The 14937-nt window shown below is 38.0% G+C and carries 16 protein-coding genes; all 16 read left to right on the top strand.

What is annotated here, in order from left to right; all coding sequences use genetic code 11:
• Window positions 1-9: 9 nt before the first annotated feature.
• Window positions 10-2043, top strand: coding sequence for a flagellar biosynthesis protein FlhA (gene flhA, locus MHB51_RS06680; RefSeq protein ID WP_066170074.1), 2034 nt, complete (start codon window positions 10-12; stop codon window positions 2041-2043).
• Window positions 2040-3218 (top strand): flagellar biosynthesis protein FlhF, encoded by a 1179-nt coding sequence (gene flhF / locus MHB51_RS06675; RefSeq protein ID WP_342559260.1) that lies wholly within the window; start codon window positions 2040-2042, stop codon window positions 3216-3218. Before flhA ends, flhF begins: the two co-directional genes overlap by 4 nt.
• Window positions 3215-4087: a MinD/ParA family protein gene (locus MHB51_RS06670; RefSeq protein WP_066170077.1), complete on the top strand. Its 873-nt coding sequence runs from the start codon at window positions 3215-3217 to the stop codon at window positions 4085-4087. The genes flhF and MHB51_RS06670 overlap by 4 nt, the downstream gene beginning before the upstream one ends.
• The gene (locus tag MHB51_RS06665; protein WP_268807848.1) at window positions 4088-5215 is read left to right on the top strand and encodes a chemotaxis response regulator protein-glutamate methylesterase; all 1128 of its coding nucleotides are present in this window, start codon (window positions 4088-4090) and stop codon (window positions 5213-5215) included.
• Between the two features lie 16 nt (window positions 5216-5231).
• The gene (locus tag MHB51_RS06660) at window positions 5232-7274 is read left to right on the top strand and encodes a chemotaxis protein CheA (protein ID WP_107942295.1); all 2043 of its coding nucleotides are present in this window, start codon (window positions 5232-5234) and stop codon (window positions 7272-7274) included.
• A 24-nt stretch (window positions 7275-7298) separates the two neighbouring features.
• Window positions 7299-7745 (top strand): chemotaxis protein CheW, encoded by a 447-nt coding sequence (locus MHB51_RS06655; protein WP_066170082.1) that lies wholly within the window; start codon window positions 7299-7301, stop codon window positions 7743-7745.
• 56 nt (window positions 7746-7801) lie between these two features.
• Complete coding sequence (locus tag MHB51_RS06650) at window positions 7802-8434, top strand: chemotaxis protein CheC (protein ID WP_066170089.1); 633 nt, start codon at window positions 7802-7804, stop codon at window positions 8432-8434.
• Window positions 8435-8932, top strand: coding sequence for a chemotaxis protein CheD (locus MHB51_RS06645; RefSeq protein ID WP_066170092.1), 498 nt, complete (start codon window positions 8435-8437; stop codon window positions 8930-8932).
• Window positions 8932-9309 carry a hypothetical protein gene (locus MHB51_RS06640; RefSeq protein WP_066170095.1) on the top strand — a complete coding sequence of 126 codons (378 nt, stop codon included), beginning with the start codon at window positions 8932-8934 and terminating at the stop codon, window positions 9307-9309. The genes MHB51_RS06645 and MHB51_RS06640 overlap by 1 nt, the downstream gene beginning before the upstream one ends.
• Window positions 9310-9561: 252 nt before the next feature.
• Complete coding sequence (locus MHB51_RS06635; protein ID WP_107943076.1) at window positions 9562-10320, top strand: FliA/WhiG family RNA polymerase sigma factor; 759 nt, start codon at window positions 9562-9564, stop codon at window positions 10318-10320.
• An 11-nt stretch (window positions 10321-10331) separates the two neighbouring features.
• The gene (locus tag MHB51_RS06630; RefSeq protein ID WP_342559259.1) at window positions 10332-10634 is read left to right on the top strand and encodes an RNA polymerase subunit sigma; all 303 of its coding nucleotides are present in this window, start codon (window positions 10332-10334) and stop codon (window positions 10632-10634) included.
• Between the two features lie 8 nt (window positions 10635-10642).
• A complete protein-coding gene (locus MHB51_RS06625; RefSeq protein ID WP_342559258.1) occupies window positions 10643-11203 on the top strand; it encodes a hypothetical protein in 561 nt (186 codons plus the stop codon).
• Between the two features lie 266 nt (window positions 11204-11469).
• Entirely contained in the window at window positions 11470-12198 is a 729-nt protein-coding gene (gene rpsB, locus MHB51_RS06620; RefSeq protein ID WP_066170113.1) for a 30S ribosomal protein S2, read from the top strand.
• A gap of 102 nt (window positions 12199-12300) precedes the next feature.
• A complete protein-coding gene (gene tsf / locus MHB51_RS06615) occupies window positions 12301-13182 on the top strand; it encodes a translation elongation factor Ts (protein ID WP_107942296.1) in 882 nt (293 codons plus the stop codon).
• Window positions 13183-13311: 129 nt separating this feature from the next.
• Window positions 13312-14037, top strand: a complete 726-nt coding sequence (gene pyrH / locus MHB51_RS06610) for a UMP kinase (RefSeq protein WP_066170118.1) — start codon at window positions 13312-13314, stop codon at window positions 14035-14037.
• On the top strand, window positions 14037-14594 hold the full coding sequence (gene frr, locus MHB51_RS06605) for a ribosome recycling factor (RefSeq protein WP_066170121.1): 558 nt from the start codon (window positions 14037-14039) through the stop codon (window positions 14592-14594). The genes pyrH and frr overlap by 1 nt, the downstream gene beginning before the upstream one ends.
• The last annotated feature ends 343 nt before the right edge of the window (window positions 14595-14937 follow it).

The following is a 14937-nucleotide window of genomic DNA, read 5'->3' as shown; positions in this document are numbered from 1 at the left end:
GGGAAAGTAATGAAAATTCGCGATATAGGGGTTTTAGCTGCGGTTATTTTAGTAGTAGCGATGCTCATTATCCCTCTACCTACGTGGTTATTAAGCTTTCTAATTATTATTAATATTACGCTAGCTTTACTCGTATTATTAACAGCAATGAATATGAAGGAAGCTTTAGACTTCTCCATTTTTCCGTCCGTTATTTTATTACTGACATTATTCCGTTTAGGATTAAGTGTATCTACTACGCGAGCAATTTTAGCGAACGGAGATGCAGGGGATGTTGTTGATACATTTGGTAATTTCGTAACAGGTGGAAATATTTTAGTTGGTTTAGTTATTTTCATGCTGTTAGTAATTATCCAATTTATTGTTATTACAAAAGGGGCGGAGCGTGTAGCTGAAGTAGCAGCACGTTTTACATTAGATGCGATGCCTGGTAAGCAAATGAGTATCGATGCCGATTTAAACGCTGGTATTATTTCTGAAAAAGAAGCGCGTGAACGCCGCGATAAAGTAGCAGGAGAATCGGATTTTTACGGAGCGATGGATGGTGCCACTAAGTTCGTAAAAGGAGATGCAATCGCCTCTATTATTATGGTATTTATTAACCTATTATTCGGTATGATTATAGGGATTGTCAGCTTAGATTTAAGCTTTTCGGAGGCAGCCAATAAATTCTCGATTTTAACTGTCGGAGATGGTCTTGTATCGCAAATCCCAGCACTATTAATTTCAACTGCAACAGGTATTGTTGTAACGCGTGCAGCATCAGATGGTAATCTTGGAGAAGATATTACAAAGCAACTATTTGCACAATCAAAGCTGCTTTATGTAGCCGGTGCAACTATTTTCTTACTTGGTCTATTCACACCTATTCCATTTTGGATTACGATTCCAATTGCAGCAGCTTTAGCAATCGGTGCTTGGTTAATGGATCATAAAAAAGAAGAAAGCCCTGAAGAATTGCTTGAGTTGGAAGAAGAAGTAGCAACGGATACGATGAAAAGTCCTGAAAATGTCGTTAGTTTATTAAGTGTTGACCCGATTGAATTTGAGTTTGGCTATGGCTTAATTCCACTTGTTGATGCGGCACAGGGCGGGGATTTATTAGACCGCGTTGTTATGATACGTCGTCAGCTTGCCTTAGAGCTAGGTATTGTTATCCCTGTTGTACGAATTCGTGATAATATACAGTTACAGCCGAATGAATATCGCATTAAAATAAAGGGCAATGAAATGGCGCGCGGAGAGCTTCTATTAGACCACTTTTTAGCAATGAGTCCTGGCGATGATGATAGCATCGATGGCATTGATACAATCGAGCCTTCCTTTGGTCTACCTGCAAAATGGATTACAGAGCAGGTGAAGGAAGAGGCCGAAATGCTTGGCTATACAGTTGTTGATCCACCAAGCGTTGTTTCAACGCATTTGACGGAAATGATTCGAGCAAATGCTTACGAATTACTTGGACGTCAAGAAACGAAGCAATTAATTGATCATTTACGTGAAACACATGCTATTTTAGTAGAAGAATTAACACCTGCCCCATTGTCTATTGGAGAAATTCAAAAGGTGCTTAGCAAATTATTGCGTGAAAATGTATCCATTCGTAATTTACCAATTATTTTTGAAACATTAGCAGACTATTCAAAGCTAACGAGTGATACAGATATTTTAACTGAATATGTAAGACAAGCACTTGCAAGACAAATTACGACGCAATACGTCAACGGTCAACCAGCACTTAAAGTAATTACTGTTTCGGCGAAAGTAGAGAAGCTAATCGCAGACAGTATTCAACAAACAGACCACGGCAATTATTTAGCGATGGACCCGCATGACTCTCAGCTAGTGCTTGAAACGATTGCTAAAGAAGTAGAGCGGGTTTCCTATATGGAGCAATCCCCGTTAATTTTATGCTCACCGGGAGTGCGTATGTATTTGCGTCAATTAACGGAACGTTATTTCCCGCAAATCCCTATTTTAAGCTACAATGAGCTTGATGCCGCTGTGGAAATTCAAAGTGTTGGAGTGGTGAATGTTGAATGAAGATGAAGAAATATAATGCCCCATCAATTGCGGAAGCCATGAAATTGATTCGGGCTGAGCTCGGTGATGATGCTGTAATTTTAAATTCAAAGGTCGTCGTCAATAAAAAGTTTTTTGGTCTAGTGAAAAAGAAAAGCTTTGAAGTTGTGGCAGGAGTTGATAAGGTGGAAGCGAAGCCCGTTTTTCCACCTTTACAAGACTTGCAATCTTTGAAGCCGATAATAGAGGCTGCTGCACCATCTATAATGAAAGAACAAGAGCAGGCTATTTCTAAAAAAACATCTGCAGAAGAAGACTCTACAATGACAAACGAATTAAAAAAGGAAATTGCAGATTTAAAATTAATTATGCAATCTTTACATCGACAATCCATTCAGTCAAAATATCCCGATGAACTCTTGCACTTTATCGACTATTTGAAACAGCAAGAGCTGAATGAAGAGCTCATCACACAAGTTAGTGATGAGCTTTTTGTTCATACAGAAAATCTTGTTACTATTGACTTTGATGATTTCCAAGAAGCGACAAGGCGCATTTTAGAGCGGCAATTAAGAGGTATTGAAATAGGTGCTGTTTCTTATGACCGTAAATATATTAATGTGCTTGGACCTACAGGTGTAGGAAAGACGACAACGATTGCAAAAATGGCTGCTCGAGCTGTGCTCGAAAAGAAAAAAAAGGTCGGTTTTATTACGACGGATACGTACCGAATCGCAGCAATTGAACAATTGAAAACATATGCAGGCTTGTTACAAGTGCCGATTGAAATTGTTTACAGCGCTGAAGATTATAAAGCAGCGATTGAGAAGTTTGCCCATTTAGATTTAGTGTTTATCGATACAGCAGGGCGAAATTATAAAGAAGCAAGGTATATTACTGATTTGCAGCGCCTTATTAATTTCGGTGACGAGGTACAAACTTTTTTAGTACTATCACTAACATCGAAAGAACAAGACTTAGAAACAATCATTCAGCAGTTTAATCAAATTCATGTCGAAAAATTCATTTTTACGAAGCTGGATGAAACAAATTCTATTGGCACAATGTTCAATTTAATGATTAAATATAAGAAAGGACTTGCTTACTATACAAATGGGCAAGAAGTACCAGAGGATATAGAGGAGCCAAGTTTAGAAAAATTATTTGAGTTGTTCTTTCAAGGAGAAATTAAATGAGAGATCAGGCTGAAATTTTGCGAATGAAAATGTTAGAAAGTCAGGGTGCTTTAGGAAAGTCAATAGCGATTGTAAGCGGTAAAGGCGGTGTAGGAAAAAGTAATTTTACAACGAATTTTGCGGCATTATTAGCGAAAGAAGGAAAAAACGTCGTCATTTTAGATATGGATATCGGTATGGGAAACATTCATATTCTTTTTGGGAAAACGACAGAATATAGTTTAAAAGATTATTTGCAAGGTAGTGTAACGCTTGACCAAGTGATGTTTGCAGGGCCAAATGAGGTACGTTACATTTCTGGAGGCTCAGGTATGTCGGCGCTTGTTGAATGGTCTGACGCGATGTTTGAGGCGCTTATTTCAGCCTTTAGACAGCTTCAGCAATCCTTCGATTATATTTTATTCGATATGGGTGCTGGTGCAACAAACTGGTCGCTTGACTTGCTAACATCTATTGATGAAATAATCGTTATTTCTACAGCAGAACCAACCGCTATTATGGATGCCTACTCGATGATGAAATTTATTCATCTAAAGGACAGCGAAAAAACATTTTATATATTATGTAATCGCGTAATGTCTAAGGAAGAAGGGCAAGAAACGCTAGGGCGGCTAAATGGAGCTATGCAAAAGTTCATGTCAAAAGAAACAATACCGCTTGGCTCACTGCCAGAGGACCCTGTTGTAAGAAAAGCTGTTAGGGAGCAGGTACCGTTTACTATTTTATATCCGAACGCTCCAATTTCGAAAACGATGCAGCAAATTGTCCAGCGTTTTTTGCAGGAAACAACAGAAGAAATACATGCACCGAAACATTCGAATAATTTGTTAACAAAACTGAGAAGTATTTTTTCGAAAGGGCGTGATTAGTTGGGATTCTCAAGTAAAAAAAAGTTGCTGATCGTGGATGACTCGGCTTTTATGAGAAAGCTAGTTGGCGACTTTTTTGATGGTAACTTAAATATTGAAGTGGTGGGAACAGCGCGCAATGGAAAAGATGCGATTGAAAAAATACAGAAACTACAGCCAAATGTCGTCACGATGGATGTAGAAATGCCTGAAATGAATGGGTTAGATGCATTAAGAGAAATTATGAGTATTTGTCCAGTTCCTGTAGTCATGCTCTCAAGTACAACAAAGCAAGGAACAGAAAATACATTAATAGCAATGGAGTATGGTGCTGTAGATTTTGTCGCAAAAACTAGTGGTACGATTTCTCTCGATTTACATAAAATTAAAGAGGAATTAGTTCAGAAAGTAGAATCGGCAGCCAATATTTCTGTAACGAAGCTAAAAAGACCGCTAGAAGTAGCTCGAAAAACAGAGCCTTTTAAAGCGGAAAGGCCATTTAATATTCCGCACATAAAAAAGCAGCAACCAGTCACGTCACCCATTCCAAATAAAAGAGAATGGAGCAAAACGTCTAAAAAAATTATTTTAATTGGTACATCCACAGGAGGACCCCGTGCATTACAAGAAGTGATTACGAAAATTCCTGAAAATGTTAATGCACCAATTTTAATTGTACAACATATGCCAGCAGGCTTCACGAAATCTTTGGCCAATCGTTTAGATCAACTAAGTAGTATTCATGTAAAAGAAGCAGAGCAAGGCGATATTTTAAAAGATGGCGTTGCCTATATCGCGCCTGGAGGCTACCATTTAAAGCTTCGAAAAATAGGAACAACTTACGCTATCGTTCTCGATCAAACAGAGCCACCGAGGTCGGGACATCGCCCATCAGTGGATGTCATGTTTGAAGATGTTAGTAGCTGTCATGATATGGATAAAATCGCAGTTATTATGACTGGTATGGGACAGGATGGTGCGAATGGTTTAAAAGCATTAAAAAAATCAGGTAATGTAAGGGCAATTGCTGAGTCTGCTGATACGTGTATCGTTTATGGTATGCCAAAAGCAGCGGTAGAAACGCAGCTTGTTGATGAAGTGGTAGACGTAGATCATATCGCGCAAACGATTATGAAATATATGTATTAAAGGGGTGCCTTCATAAATGGAAGTGAATCAATATTTAGAAATGTTCATCGAAGAGAGCAAAGAGCATTTACAGGCGTGCAGTGAGCATTTATTAGAATTAGAAAAAAATCCAGAAGATTTATCAATTGTGAATGAAATTTTCCGTTCTGCCCATACATTGAAGGGTATGTCTGCAACAATGGGCTTCGAGGACTTAGCAGACTTGACACATAAAATGGAAAATGTTTTAGATGCAATTCGCAATGAGAAAATTAAAGTAACGCCAGAAATTTTAGACATCGTTTTTGAATCTGTAGATCATTTAGAAGAGATGGTAATGGATATCGCGGAAGGCGGAGACGGCAAGCGCGATGTACAAGCTACAGTAGCGCAGTTAAAACGCATTGAAGCAGGTGAAGAGCTAGCAAAGGCAGCGGAAGAAACAGCTGCGACAATTGTTCAGCATGAGTCAAAATTAACATATGATGATTTTGAAAAAACAGTGCTGGCACAATCAATTGAACAAGACCATTTTGCATACGAAATTTCTGTCACATTGCGTGAAGACTGTCTATTAAAAGCTGCACGTGTCTTTATGGTTTTTGAGATTTTAGAGAAAAATGGTGATGTCATTAAATCTGTTCCAACTGTCGATAATTTGGAAGAAGAACAGTTTGATCAAACATTCCAAATTGCCTATATTTCAAAGGAACAAGCTGATGATTTACAAAAGAAACTAATGAAAGTTTCAGAAGTAGAAGAAGTAATCGTCATTCCTCTCAATGAAAATGTTTTAAAGTCAGAGAAAAAGCTAGAAGTAGCAGAGGAAGCGCCACAGGAGCAGCAGGAAATAGTAAAAGTTGCAGCAGAGCCGGTGGCAACAAATAACAAGGCGCCATCATCGAATAGCAAATCAGGTAGTCATGTTTCCAACAAAATGATTCGCGTAAATATTGAGCGTCTCGATATTTTAATGAATTTATTTGAGGAGCTTGTGATTGATCGAGGTCGACTGCAATCTATTTCGGCAGAAGTCAATCACCCTGAATTAAATGAAACAGTAGAGCGTATGAGTCGGGTAATGGGCGATTTACAAAATATTGTATTAACAATGCGCATGGTGCAAGTGGAAACAGTATTTAACCGCTTCCCGAAAATGGTGCGCCAACTGTCACGTGACCTAAATAAAAAAATCAATTTAGAAATTATTGGGGCAGAAACAGAATTAGACCGTACAGTTATCGATGAAATTGGTGATCCACTCGTACATTTAATTCGTAATTCCCTTGACCATGGAATCGAAAGTCCAGAAATGCGTATGGCGAAAGGAAAGCCAGAGGAAGGTACTGTGCAGCTTCGTGCTTTCCATAGTGGAAACTATGTATTCATTGAAATCGAGGACGATGGCGCGGGCATTAATCAAGAAAAGGTTTTAGCAAAGGCTCTTGCTAAAGGAGTTGTAACAGCAGAAACGGCTAAAACATTATCGGATAAACAAATTAATGAGCTTATACTAGCTTCTGGTTTCTCGACAGCAGATGTGATTTCTGACATTTCTGGTCGTGGCGTAGGGCTGGATGTGGTGAAAACAACAATTGAGTCATTAGGAGGAAATATTTCAATTGACTCTACTGAAGGTGTTGGCTCAACATTCTCAATCCAGCTACCTTTAACATTATCGATTATTTCTGTCATGCTTGTAGAAATCGAAAAAGAAATTTATGCGATTCCTTTATCGTCAATTATTGAAACATCGATTATTCGCCATTCGGAAATTTTAAATGCGCATAATCAAAAAGTAATTGATTTCCGCGGTAAAGTCGTACCGCTTGTGTTCTTAGATGAAATCTTTGAAGTGCCTCGTACAGAAGCGCAGGACGATGAATTTTATTCAGTAGTAATTGTCCGTAAAGGGGAAAAGCTTGCTGGTTTAGTTGTAGATTCCTTTATTGGTCAGCAAGAAATTGTATTAAAATCTTTAGGAAATTACTTAACAAATATTTTTGCGATTTCAGGTGCAACAATTTTAGGAAACGGAAAAGTAGCATTAATTGTTGATTGTAATGCGCTAATGAAGTGATAAGGATAAGAAGAGGTGTAAACTATGACAAATGCTGTTGAACAAGAATATATTAAAGTAATTGTTTTTCAATTAGCAGATAAAGAGTATGCGATTCCGGTATCACATGTGCAAGGAATTGAAAAGTTAATGCATATTACGCGAGTGCCTAAAACGCCATCCTACGTAAAGGGAGTTATTAATTTACGTGGTGTTGTAACACCGATTATCGATTTACGCGAGCGCTTTAATTTGCCGATTGTTGGAGAGGAAGACGCAGCACGTATTATTATAATTACGCTAGAAGATATGGAAGTAGGCTTTGTTGTTGATTCGGCAAATGACGTTTTAGATATTGCAGCAGGCTCTATCGAACAGCAGCCAGAGGTAGTTGGTTCTTTGGAAGAAGAGTTTATTTCAGGCGTTGCAAAGCTGGACAATCGCTTGTTAATTTTATTGCATTTAGACAGAGTATTAAATCCATTAAGCTAAAATGATGCCTCTAAATAGCCTCAGCTGTTTAGAGGCTACTAAAGTAGGGATATGAGATGAATTTTAATCAAAAAATTACTTCACTACATTTAGATGTATTAAAGGAAATCGGGAATATCGGTGCTGCACACGGAGCGACTGCTCTATCAGATTTATTAAATAAAAAAATTGATATGCAAGTACCTAAAGTCGAAATGGTAACCTTTGAACATATGATGGAGCTAGCAGGAGGCTCTGAAACAGTTGTAGTTGGTGTTTTTTTAAGAATCGAAGGGGATATTGAGGGCAGTATGTTTTTCATCTTACCAATTGAGCAGGCGAACCGTTTTATTCGTCGCTTAATTCATGATGAGACATTTGATTTTTACAAGACCCCTGTGTCAGAGCTTGCATTATCGGCTATGCAGGAAATGGGCAATATTTTATCGGGCTCTTATTTATCGGCTTTATCAGATTTCACGAAGTTAAAAATCTATCCGACTGTACCGGGATTAAGTGTTGATATGTTCGGCGCTATTATTAGTACAGGTTTAATCGAGTTATCTCAAGTAAGCGACCATGTTATCGTTATTAACACATCCATTTTTGAAGAAGATATTGCGCTCGACGAAGCTGTACATGGCCATTTTTTCTTGTTACCAGACCCAGATTCGTTTGCAACAATTTTCAAGGTGTTAGGTGTATCGTAGATGCTAGTGTCTAACACAATTGTTAAAGTAGGTATTGCACAAATGGATGTAGTAAAGGCTCCCCACACAATTCGCACATCTGGCTTAGGGTCGTGTGTCGGTGTCGTGATTTATGACGAAACAAAACAAATCGCTGGTTTAATTCATGTTATGCTTCCTGATTCGAGTTTAGGTAAAGTAGATGCAACAAATGTAGCAAAATTTGCTGACACAGGTATTAAGGCGTTATTAGATTTGCTAAAAGCTGAGGGCGTTCAAACATTTAAACTAAAGGCTAAAATCGCCGGTGGTGCACAAATGTTCCAATTCACGTCTGATAAAAGCTCGATGCGTATTGGACCGCGTAATGTAGAAGCTGTGAAAAATGAACTGAGCAAATATAAAATTCCTCTTATTGCAGAGGACACAGGTGGAAACAGTGGTCGAACAATTGAATTTAACCCTGTTACGAGCATGTTAAATATTCGTACAGTGAACCGAGGGGTGAGTGAAATATAATGCTTGGTTCGATTTTAATTAACTGTTGGGTTGCGCTATTTAGTTTTACGGCGTATTTCGTCTATGCAATTCAAAATCCATTAGCGACACCAATCCCAACAATCGGAATGTCATTGGGTGTAGCGGCGATTGGCTTTATCATCGTATTCCCGCTGCGATATGTCTTAGGCTATATTTTTTATACACCAGAAGAAATTGTCTTTAGCGAAGAACATGATGAAGTTGCTGAAATCACCACTTCTGAGGAGCAACCATTTGTACAGCAAAATGCTACATCAACAGTCGAATTTGCTGATGAAAGTACAGAGGATATCGCACAAGTTGTGCGCACGATGATGCATAGGGAAGATGAAATGGTAAAGAGCCCTTCTTCTTAATGCTAAATCAAGAAATATAGAACTGTTTAGAAGCATTGAAGATTTTCTGAACAGTTCTTTTTTTGTTAAAATGTGTCTAACGTACATATGAAAAATATGAATAAATTTGTTATAATCATTATAATAATACTTTATGTCGACACAGTGACACAGCTCTCACTGTAGCGACATAAAATCTATGGCAATTCGCTTGAATAAGTTGACAGAGGCACGATTGATTTCAAAGAGAGGTGGATACGTGTGACACAACCGATGGTAAATGATGAGCAAAATCTTTGGCATAGCTGGACGATGGAGCGAGATGTAGAAGCTGGCAATCAATTAATAAAAAAATATAAACCGCTTGTATCTTATCATGTGCAGCGTATCGGGGCTGGGTTACCTAAAAATGTTTCGAGAGATGACTTATATAGTCTAGGCATGATGGGGTTATTCGATGCTTTAAATAAGTTTGATATAAAGAGAGATTTAAAGTTTGACACATATGCGTCCTTTCGTGTACGAGGCGCGATTATAGACGGTTTACGCAAGGAAGACTGGCTACCGCGCTCAGCCCGAGAAAAAGCCAAGAGGCTTGAGGCGCAAATTGAGGCACTTGAGCAAAAGCTAATGCGTCATGCCACACCAGAGGAATTAGCAGAGCATATGCAATTACCAATTGAAGAAATCTATCAAACGGTGCAAGAGCACTTTTTCTCAAATGTGTTATCGATTAATGAGCAGCAAGATCAAGAAGAGGTAGAAGGAAAAACATTTGTTATACGCGATGATGATACGCGTACACCAGAGCAGGAAGTTGTGCATAACGAGCTACTAGCCGATTTAGGGCGCAATATTGAAAAGCTTAATGAAAAAGAGCAGCTTGTGCTGAGCTTATTTTATACCGAAGAAATGACGCTCACAGAAATTGGCGAAATGCTCGAATTATCAACTTCTCGAATATCACAAATTCACTCAAAGGCGTTATTTAAGCTAAGGAAGTTTTTATCGTCAGAAGTCATTAATTCATAGGAGTGATTAGCATGAGTTTAAAGGGTGTGGAATTACAAATCGCAATTCCTAAAACTTTTGATGCTGGGAAAATGGCTGACCAGCAGCATCAAAATAATATACTTCAACAAATGCATGCCAATGAAGCACTAAAAAAAGAATTAGAGCGAAAGCAAAAAACAGTGAATGATACTGAAAATTTAGATGCCATTTCAGACGAAGAAAGCCATAATGAGTCAAATGCTGAGCAGCAAAAAAAGAAAAAGCAAACAAAAGAGGAAAAAGAAAAAGCACATCACCCGTTTAAAGGAAACTTTATTGACTATAGCGGATAGGAGAAAGCATGAATTCAGTTATTAGTGTTTTATTGATAGGGCTTATTATTTCACAGCTTATTATTTTTTATTTAATTATCATCTTGAATAATAAAGTGGCTAAATTTAAAGATTTAGAAATTAGACAAGATCAATTAATGCAGGAAATGGACGATGCTATCGGTGTTTATTTAATTGAAATGCGCGAGGAAAATAATCGCTTGCTGCGCGAATTAAACGAGGCAAAAAACGTGATGCCAAGTGCCCAGCAAGCTACACAAGAAATTGCATCAACGTTGGAGATAAGGAATGAGCCGCTGTCTGAAAATATTTTGAAGGAGCAAGTGCAAATCGAAAAGAAAGCCTTTGTCCCTAAAAATATTGCAGCAAGTGTCTATAGGCAGCACAAGGCAAAAGAGCCTGAAAAACATGAAGCACCGGCAGCAAAGCGAGAGCCATTGACACCAGAGCAACAAATTATTGCTATGTATAAAAACGGGCAATCTATTGAAGAAATCGCTAAACAAGCTCAAAAAGGCAAAACAGAAATCGAACTCCTTATTAAATTTCATCAGGGGGAGAGCGTCTGACAAGCATGCAAAGCACTGCTTGTCAGACTTTTTTTGTTAAGAAATTTATAGAATTTTGCATTGTGGATAGTTTTCTGGCAAAACAATAATAGGAACCACTCTTTTATTAATTAGTTGCAAGCTGTCCAAAAGTATGCTATATTTTATAGCGGTGTTAACAATACACACGTATTTTGATGTAGTAAGTGGTGCTCTATATTATAGAGTTACTTGTTGCAGATGACAAATACGGAGGGAAAAAACCAAACAATTAGGAGGAACTAAACATGTCAGTAATTTCAATGAAACAATTACTTGAAGCTGGTGTACATTTCGGTCACCAAACACGCCGTTGGAACCCAAAAATGAAAAAATACATTTTTGTTGAGCGTAACGGTATTTATATTATCGATTTACAAAAAACAGTTAAAAAATTAGAAGAGGCTTATGACTTCATGCGTCAAGTTGGCGAAGAAGGCGGAAAAGTACTTTTCGTTGGTACTAAAAAGCAAGCGCAAGAAGCGATTAAAGAAGAAGCTGAGCGTTCAGGTAACTACTACATCAACCAACGTTGGTTAGGTGGTACTTTAACAAACTTCGGTACAATTCAAAAACGTGTTGCACGTATGAAAGAAATCGAAAAAATGGAAGAAGATGGTATCTTCGAAGTTCTTCCTAAAAAAGAAGTTATTCAAATTAAAAAAGAGCATGAGCGTCTAGTGAAATTCTTAGGCGGTATCCGTGATATGTCAGCTATTCCAGATGTAATGTTTGTAGTAGACCCACGTAAAGAGCGTATTGCTGTTGCGGAAGCTCGTAAATTAAACATCCCTCTAGTAGGTATTGTTGATACAAACTGTGATCCAGATGAAATCGACTATGTAATCCCTGCGAACGATGACGCTATTCGCGCTGTTAAATTATTAACTGCAAAAATGGCTGACGCGCTAATCGAGTCTAAACAAGGTGAATCAGAAGCTCCAGCTGTTGAAGAAGAAACAGTAGCTGCTGAGTAATTATTCCTTTTTACACAATGGTGATAAGTGGCTGATCCCTCTTATCACCTTTTTTTGAGAATACAATATTAATTTTATCTATTTCGAGGAGGCACACTTAAAATGGCAATCACTGCACAATTAGTTAAAGAATTACGTGAAAAAACTGGCGCTGGTATGATGGACTGTAAAAAAGCGTTAGTAGAAACAGATGGTAACTTAGAAGCGGCAATCGATTTCTTACGTGAAAAAGGTTTAGCGGCTGCAGGTAAAAAAGCTGACCGTATCGCTGCGGAAGGTACTACTTACATTTTAGAAAATGGCAACGAAGCAATTCTTCTTGAAGTTAATGCTGAAACAGATTTCGTTGCGAAAAACGACAAGTTCCAAGACCTAGTTGCTAGCTTAGCGGAGCAATTATTAGCTGCGAAACCAGCATCAGTAGAAGCTGCTTTCGACCTTGAAAAAGACGGTGTTAAAATCGTTGATCAAATTTCTCAAGCTACAGCTACAATTGGAGAAAAAATCTCTTTACGTCGTTTTGAAATCAAAACTAAAACAGATGCTGATGCATTTGGCGCATACTTACACATGGGTGGTCGCATCGGTGTATTAGTTACTTTAGAAGGCTCTACAGACGCTGTAGCTGCAAAGGATATCGCAATGCATATCGCTGCAATTAACCCAACTTACGTATCTCGTGACGAAGTTTCTGCTGAAGAAGTTGAGCGTGAGCGCAAAGTATTAACTGAACAAGCTCTAAACGAAGGTAAACCAGAAAACATCGTAGCAAAAATGGTAGAAGGTCGCCTTGGTAAATACTTCGAAGACGTTTGCTTACTTGACCAAACTTTCGTTAAAAACTCAGACCAAAAAGTTCGTGACTTCGTAAAATCAACTGGTGGTAATGTAACTGCATTCACTCGTTATGCTGTAGGTGAAGGTATTGAAAAACGCGAAGATAACTTTGCTGAAGAAGTAATGAACCAAGTTAAAGGTAACTAATCTTATATCTCAAATTGAGAACTACATTTAGGGAGCACAGCACTAGCGTGTTCCCTCTTTTTCAAGCAAAATTCAAGTGAATTAACAAATTTAACTATATTTTAAACATACAAGTGACGGAGGTTTACTATGAGTGTGCCAAAATACAAACGTGTAGTAATTAAACTAAGCGGTGAAGCGTTAGCTGGAGAAGCGGGCTTTGGATTAGCGCCAAAAATAATTAAAGATGTTGCAGCTGAAGTGAAGCAAGTAGTGGATCTTGGTGTAGAAGTGGCAGTAGTAGTAGGCGGAGGAAACATTTGGCGTGGCAAAGTAGGTAGCGAAATGGGAATGGACCGCGCTGCTGCTGACTATATGGGCATGTTGGCAACTGTTATGAACTCTTTAGCATTACAAGATGCATTAGAGAAATTAGGCATCGAAACACGTGTACAATCATCAATTGTTATGACACAGGTTGCTGAACCATACATTCGTCGTAAAGCTGTACGTCATCTTGAGAAAAAGCGCGTTGTTATTTTTGCAGCAGGAACTGGTAACCCATTCTTCTCTACAGATACAACAGCTGCATTGCGTGCGGCTGAAATTGATGCAGAAGCGATATTAATGGGCAAAAATAATGTGGATGGCATTTACTCAGCGGATCCAAAAACGGATCCAAACGCAGTAAAATACGATGAGTTATCATACTTAGATGTAATTCAACAAGGGTTACAAGTAATGGATTCAACAGCGTCTACTTTATGTATGGACAACGACATTCCATTAATAGTATTCTCATTAATGGAAGAAGGAAATATTAAACGTGCTGTCACGGGCGAAAAAATTGGAACTGTTGTTAGGAGGAATTCATAATGGCAAAGCAAGTTTTAGAACAAGCAAAAGATAAAATGGAAAAATCATTGAGCGCATATTCACGTGAACTAGCATCTATTCGTGCTGGACGTGCCAACGCATCATTATTAGACCGCATTTCTATCGATTACTATGGTGCCCCAACACCAATTAACCAATTAGCGGGGATTTCAGTACCAGAAGCTCGTCTTTTAGTGATTTCACCTTATGATAAAACAGCATTAGGTGAAATAGAAAAGGCAATTATGAAGTCAGATATTGGTATTACACCAACAAATGACGGAACGGTTATTCGTTTAGCAATTCCTGCATTAACAGAAGAACGTCGTAAAGAGCTTGTGAAGCAAGTGAAAAAGGAAGCTGAGGATGCAAAAATCGCAGTTCGTAACGTTCGTCGTGATGCGAATGATGAATTGAAAAAGCTTGAAAAAGGCGGCGAAATTACAGAGGATGATCTGCGCGGCTATAATGATGATATTCAAAAGCTAACAGACGAATTTATCACAAAAATCGACGATGTAACAAAAGAAAAAGAACAAGAAATTTTATCTGTATAATGACGATAGAACTTTAAGTGAATTAAGGCGTCCTTTCAAACAGGACGTCTTTTTTATCTTGATGGATAGACCTTTGCTTAATTCAATGAGTGGTAAAAGAAGAGGCTGAATCATAAATTATTTACATACTATCAAAAGATAATGAATACATGTTGTGGTGGAAGGCGTAATTAGGAAATTTCCATGCTATGACCGGTGGAATATGGCAATTACTAACGAGGGCGAATAGGTTGACATATGTCAAAGAAATTAATAATAAAACACCTTATATTATGAGACGCGTATGTTAAAATATATTAGAGATATAATTGATTGTTCTATTACTTTAATCAATTATGCCTAT

Origin of the sequence: Metasolibacillus sp. FSL K6-0083 (assembly GCF_038630865.1) — a bacterium.
Lineage (GTDB): Bacteria > Bacillota > Bacilli > Bacillales_A > Planococcaceae > Metasolibacillus > Metasolibacillus fluoroglycofenilyticus.
The sequence above is the reverse complement of the archived record's forward strand: the minus strand, read 5'-3'. Positions and strand labels throughout refer to the sequence as shown.

What these genes read in the sequence shown, in the direction of transcription:
- MHB51_RS06645 (WP_066170092.1), top strand. Translation starts at nt 8,435, where the DNA reads ATGCTAGTGTCTAACACAATTGTTAAAGTAGGTATTGCACAAATGGAT.
- pyrH (WP_066170118.1), top strand. Translation starts at nt 13,312, where the DNA reads ATGAGTGTGCCAAAATACAAACGTGTAGTAATTAAACTAAGCGGTGAA.
- MHB51_RS06630 (WP_342559259.1), top strand. Translation starts at nt 10,332, where the DNA reads ATGAGTTTAAAGGGTGTGGAATTACAAATCGCAATTCCTAAAACTTTT.
- MHB51_RS06625 (WP_342559258.1), top strand. Translation starts at nt 10,643, where the DNA reads ATGAATTCAGTTATTAGTGTTTTATTGATAGGGCTTATTATTTCACAG.
- MHB51_RS06655 (WP_066170082.1), top strand. Translation starts at nt 7,299, where the DNA reads ATGACAAATGCTGTTGAACAAGAATATATTAAAGTAATTGTTTTTCAA.
- MHB51_RS06640 (WP_066170095.1), top strand. Translation starts at nt 8,932, where the DNA reads ATGCTTGGTTCGATTTTAATTAACTGTTGGGTTGCGCTATTTAGTTTT.
- MHB51_RS06660 (WP_107942295.1), top strand. Translation starts at nt 5,232, where the DNA reads ATGGAAGTGAATCAATATTTAGAAATGTTCATCGAAGAGAGCAAAGAG.
- tsf (WP_107942296.1), top strand. Translation starts at nt 12,301, where the DNA reads ATGGCAATCACTGCACAATTAGTTAAAGAATTACGTGAAAAAACTGGC.
- MHB51_RS06650 (WP_066170089.1), top strand. Translation starts at nt 7,802, where the DNA reads ATGAATTTTAATCAAAAAATTACTTCACTACATTTAGATGTATTAAAG.
- frr (WP_066170121.1), top strand. Translation starts at nt 14,037, where the DNA reads ATGGCAAAGCAAGTTTTAGAACAAGCAAAAGATAAAATGGAAAAATCA.
- MHB51_RS06670 (WP_066170077.1), top strand. Translation starts at nt 3,215, where the DNA reads ATGAGAGATCAGGCTGAAATTTTGCGAATGAAAATGTTAGAAAGTCAG.
- flhA (WP_066170074.1), top strand. Translation starts at nt 10, where the DNA reads ATGAAAATTCGCGATATAGGGGTTTTAGCTGCGGTTATTTTAGTAGTA.
- flhF (WP_342559260.1), top strand. Translation starts at nt 2,040, where the DNA reads ATGAAGATGAAGAAATATAATGCCCCATCAATTGCGGAAGCCATGAAA.
- rpsB (WP_066170113.1), top strand. Translation starts at nt 11,470, where the DNA reads ATGTCAGTAATTTCAATGAAACAATTACTTGAAGCTGGTGTACATTTC.
- MHB51_RS06635 (WP_107943076.1), top strand. Translation starts at nt 9,562, where the DNA reads ATGGTAAATGATGAGCAAAATCTTTGGCATAGCTGGACGATGGAGCGA.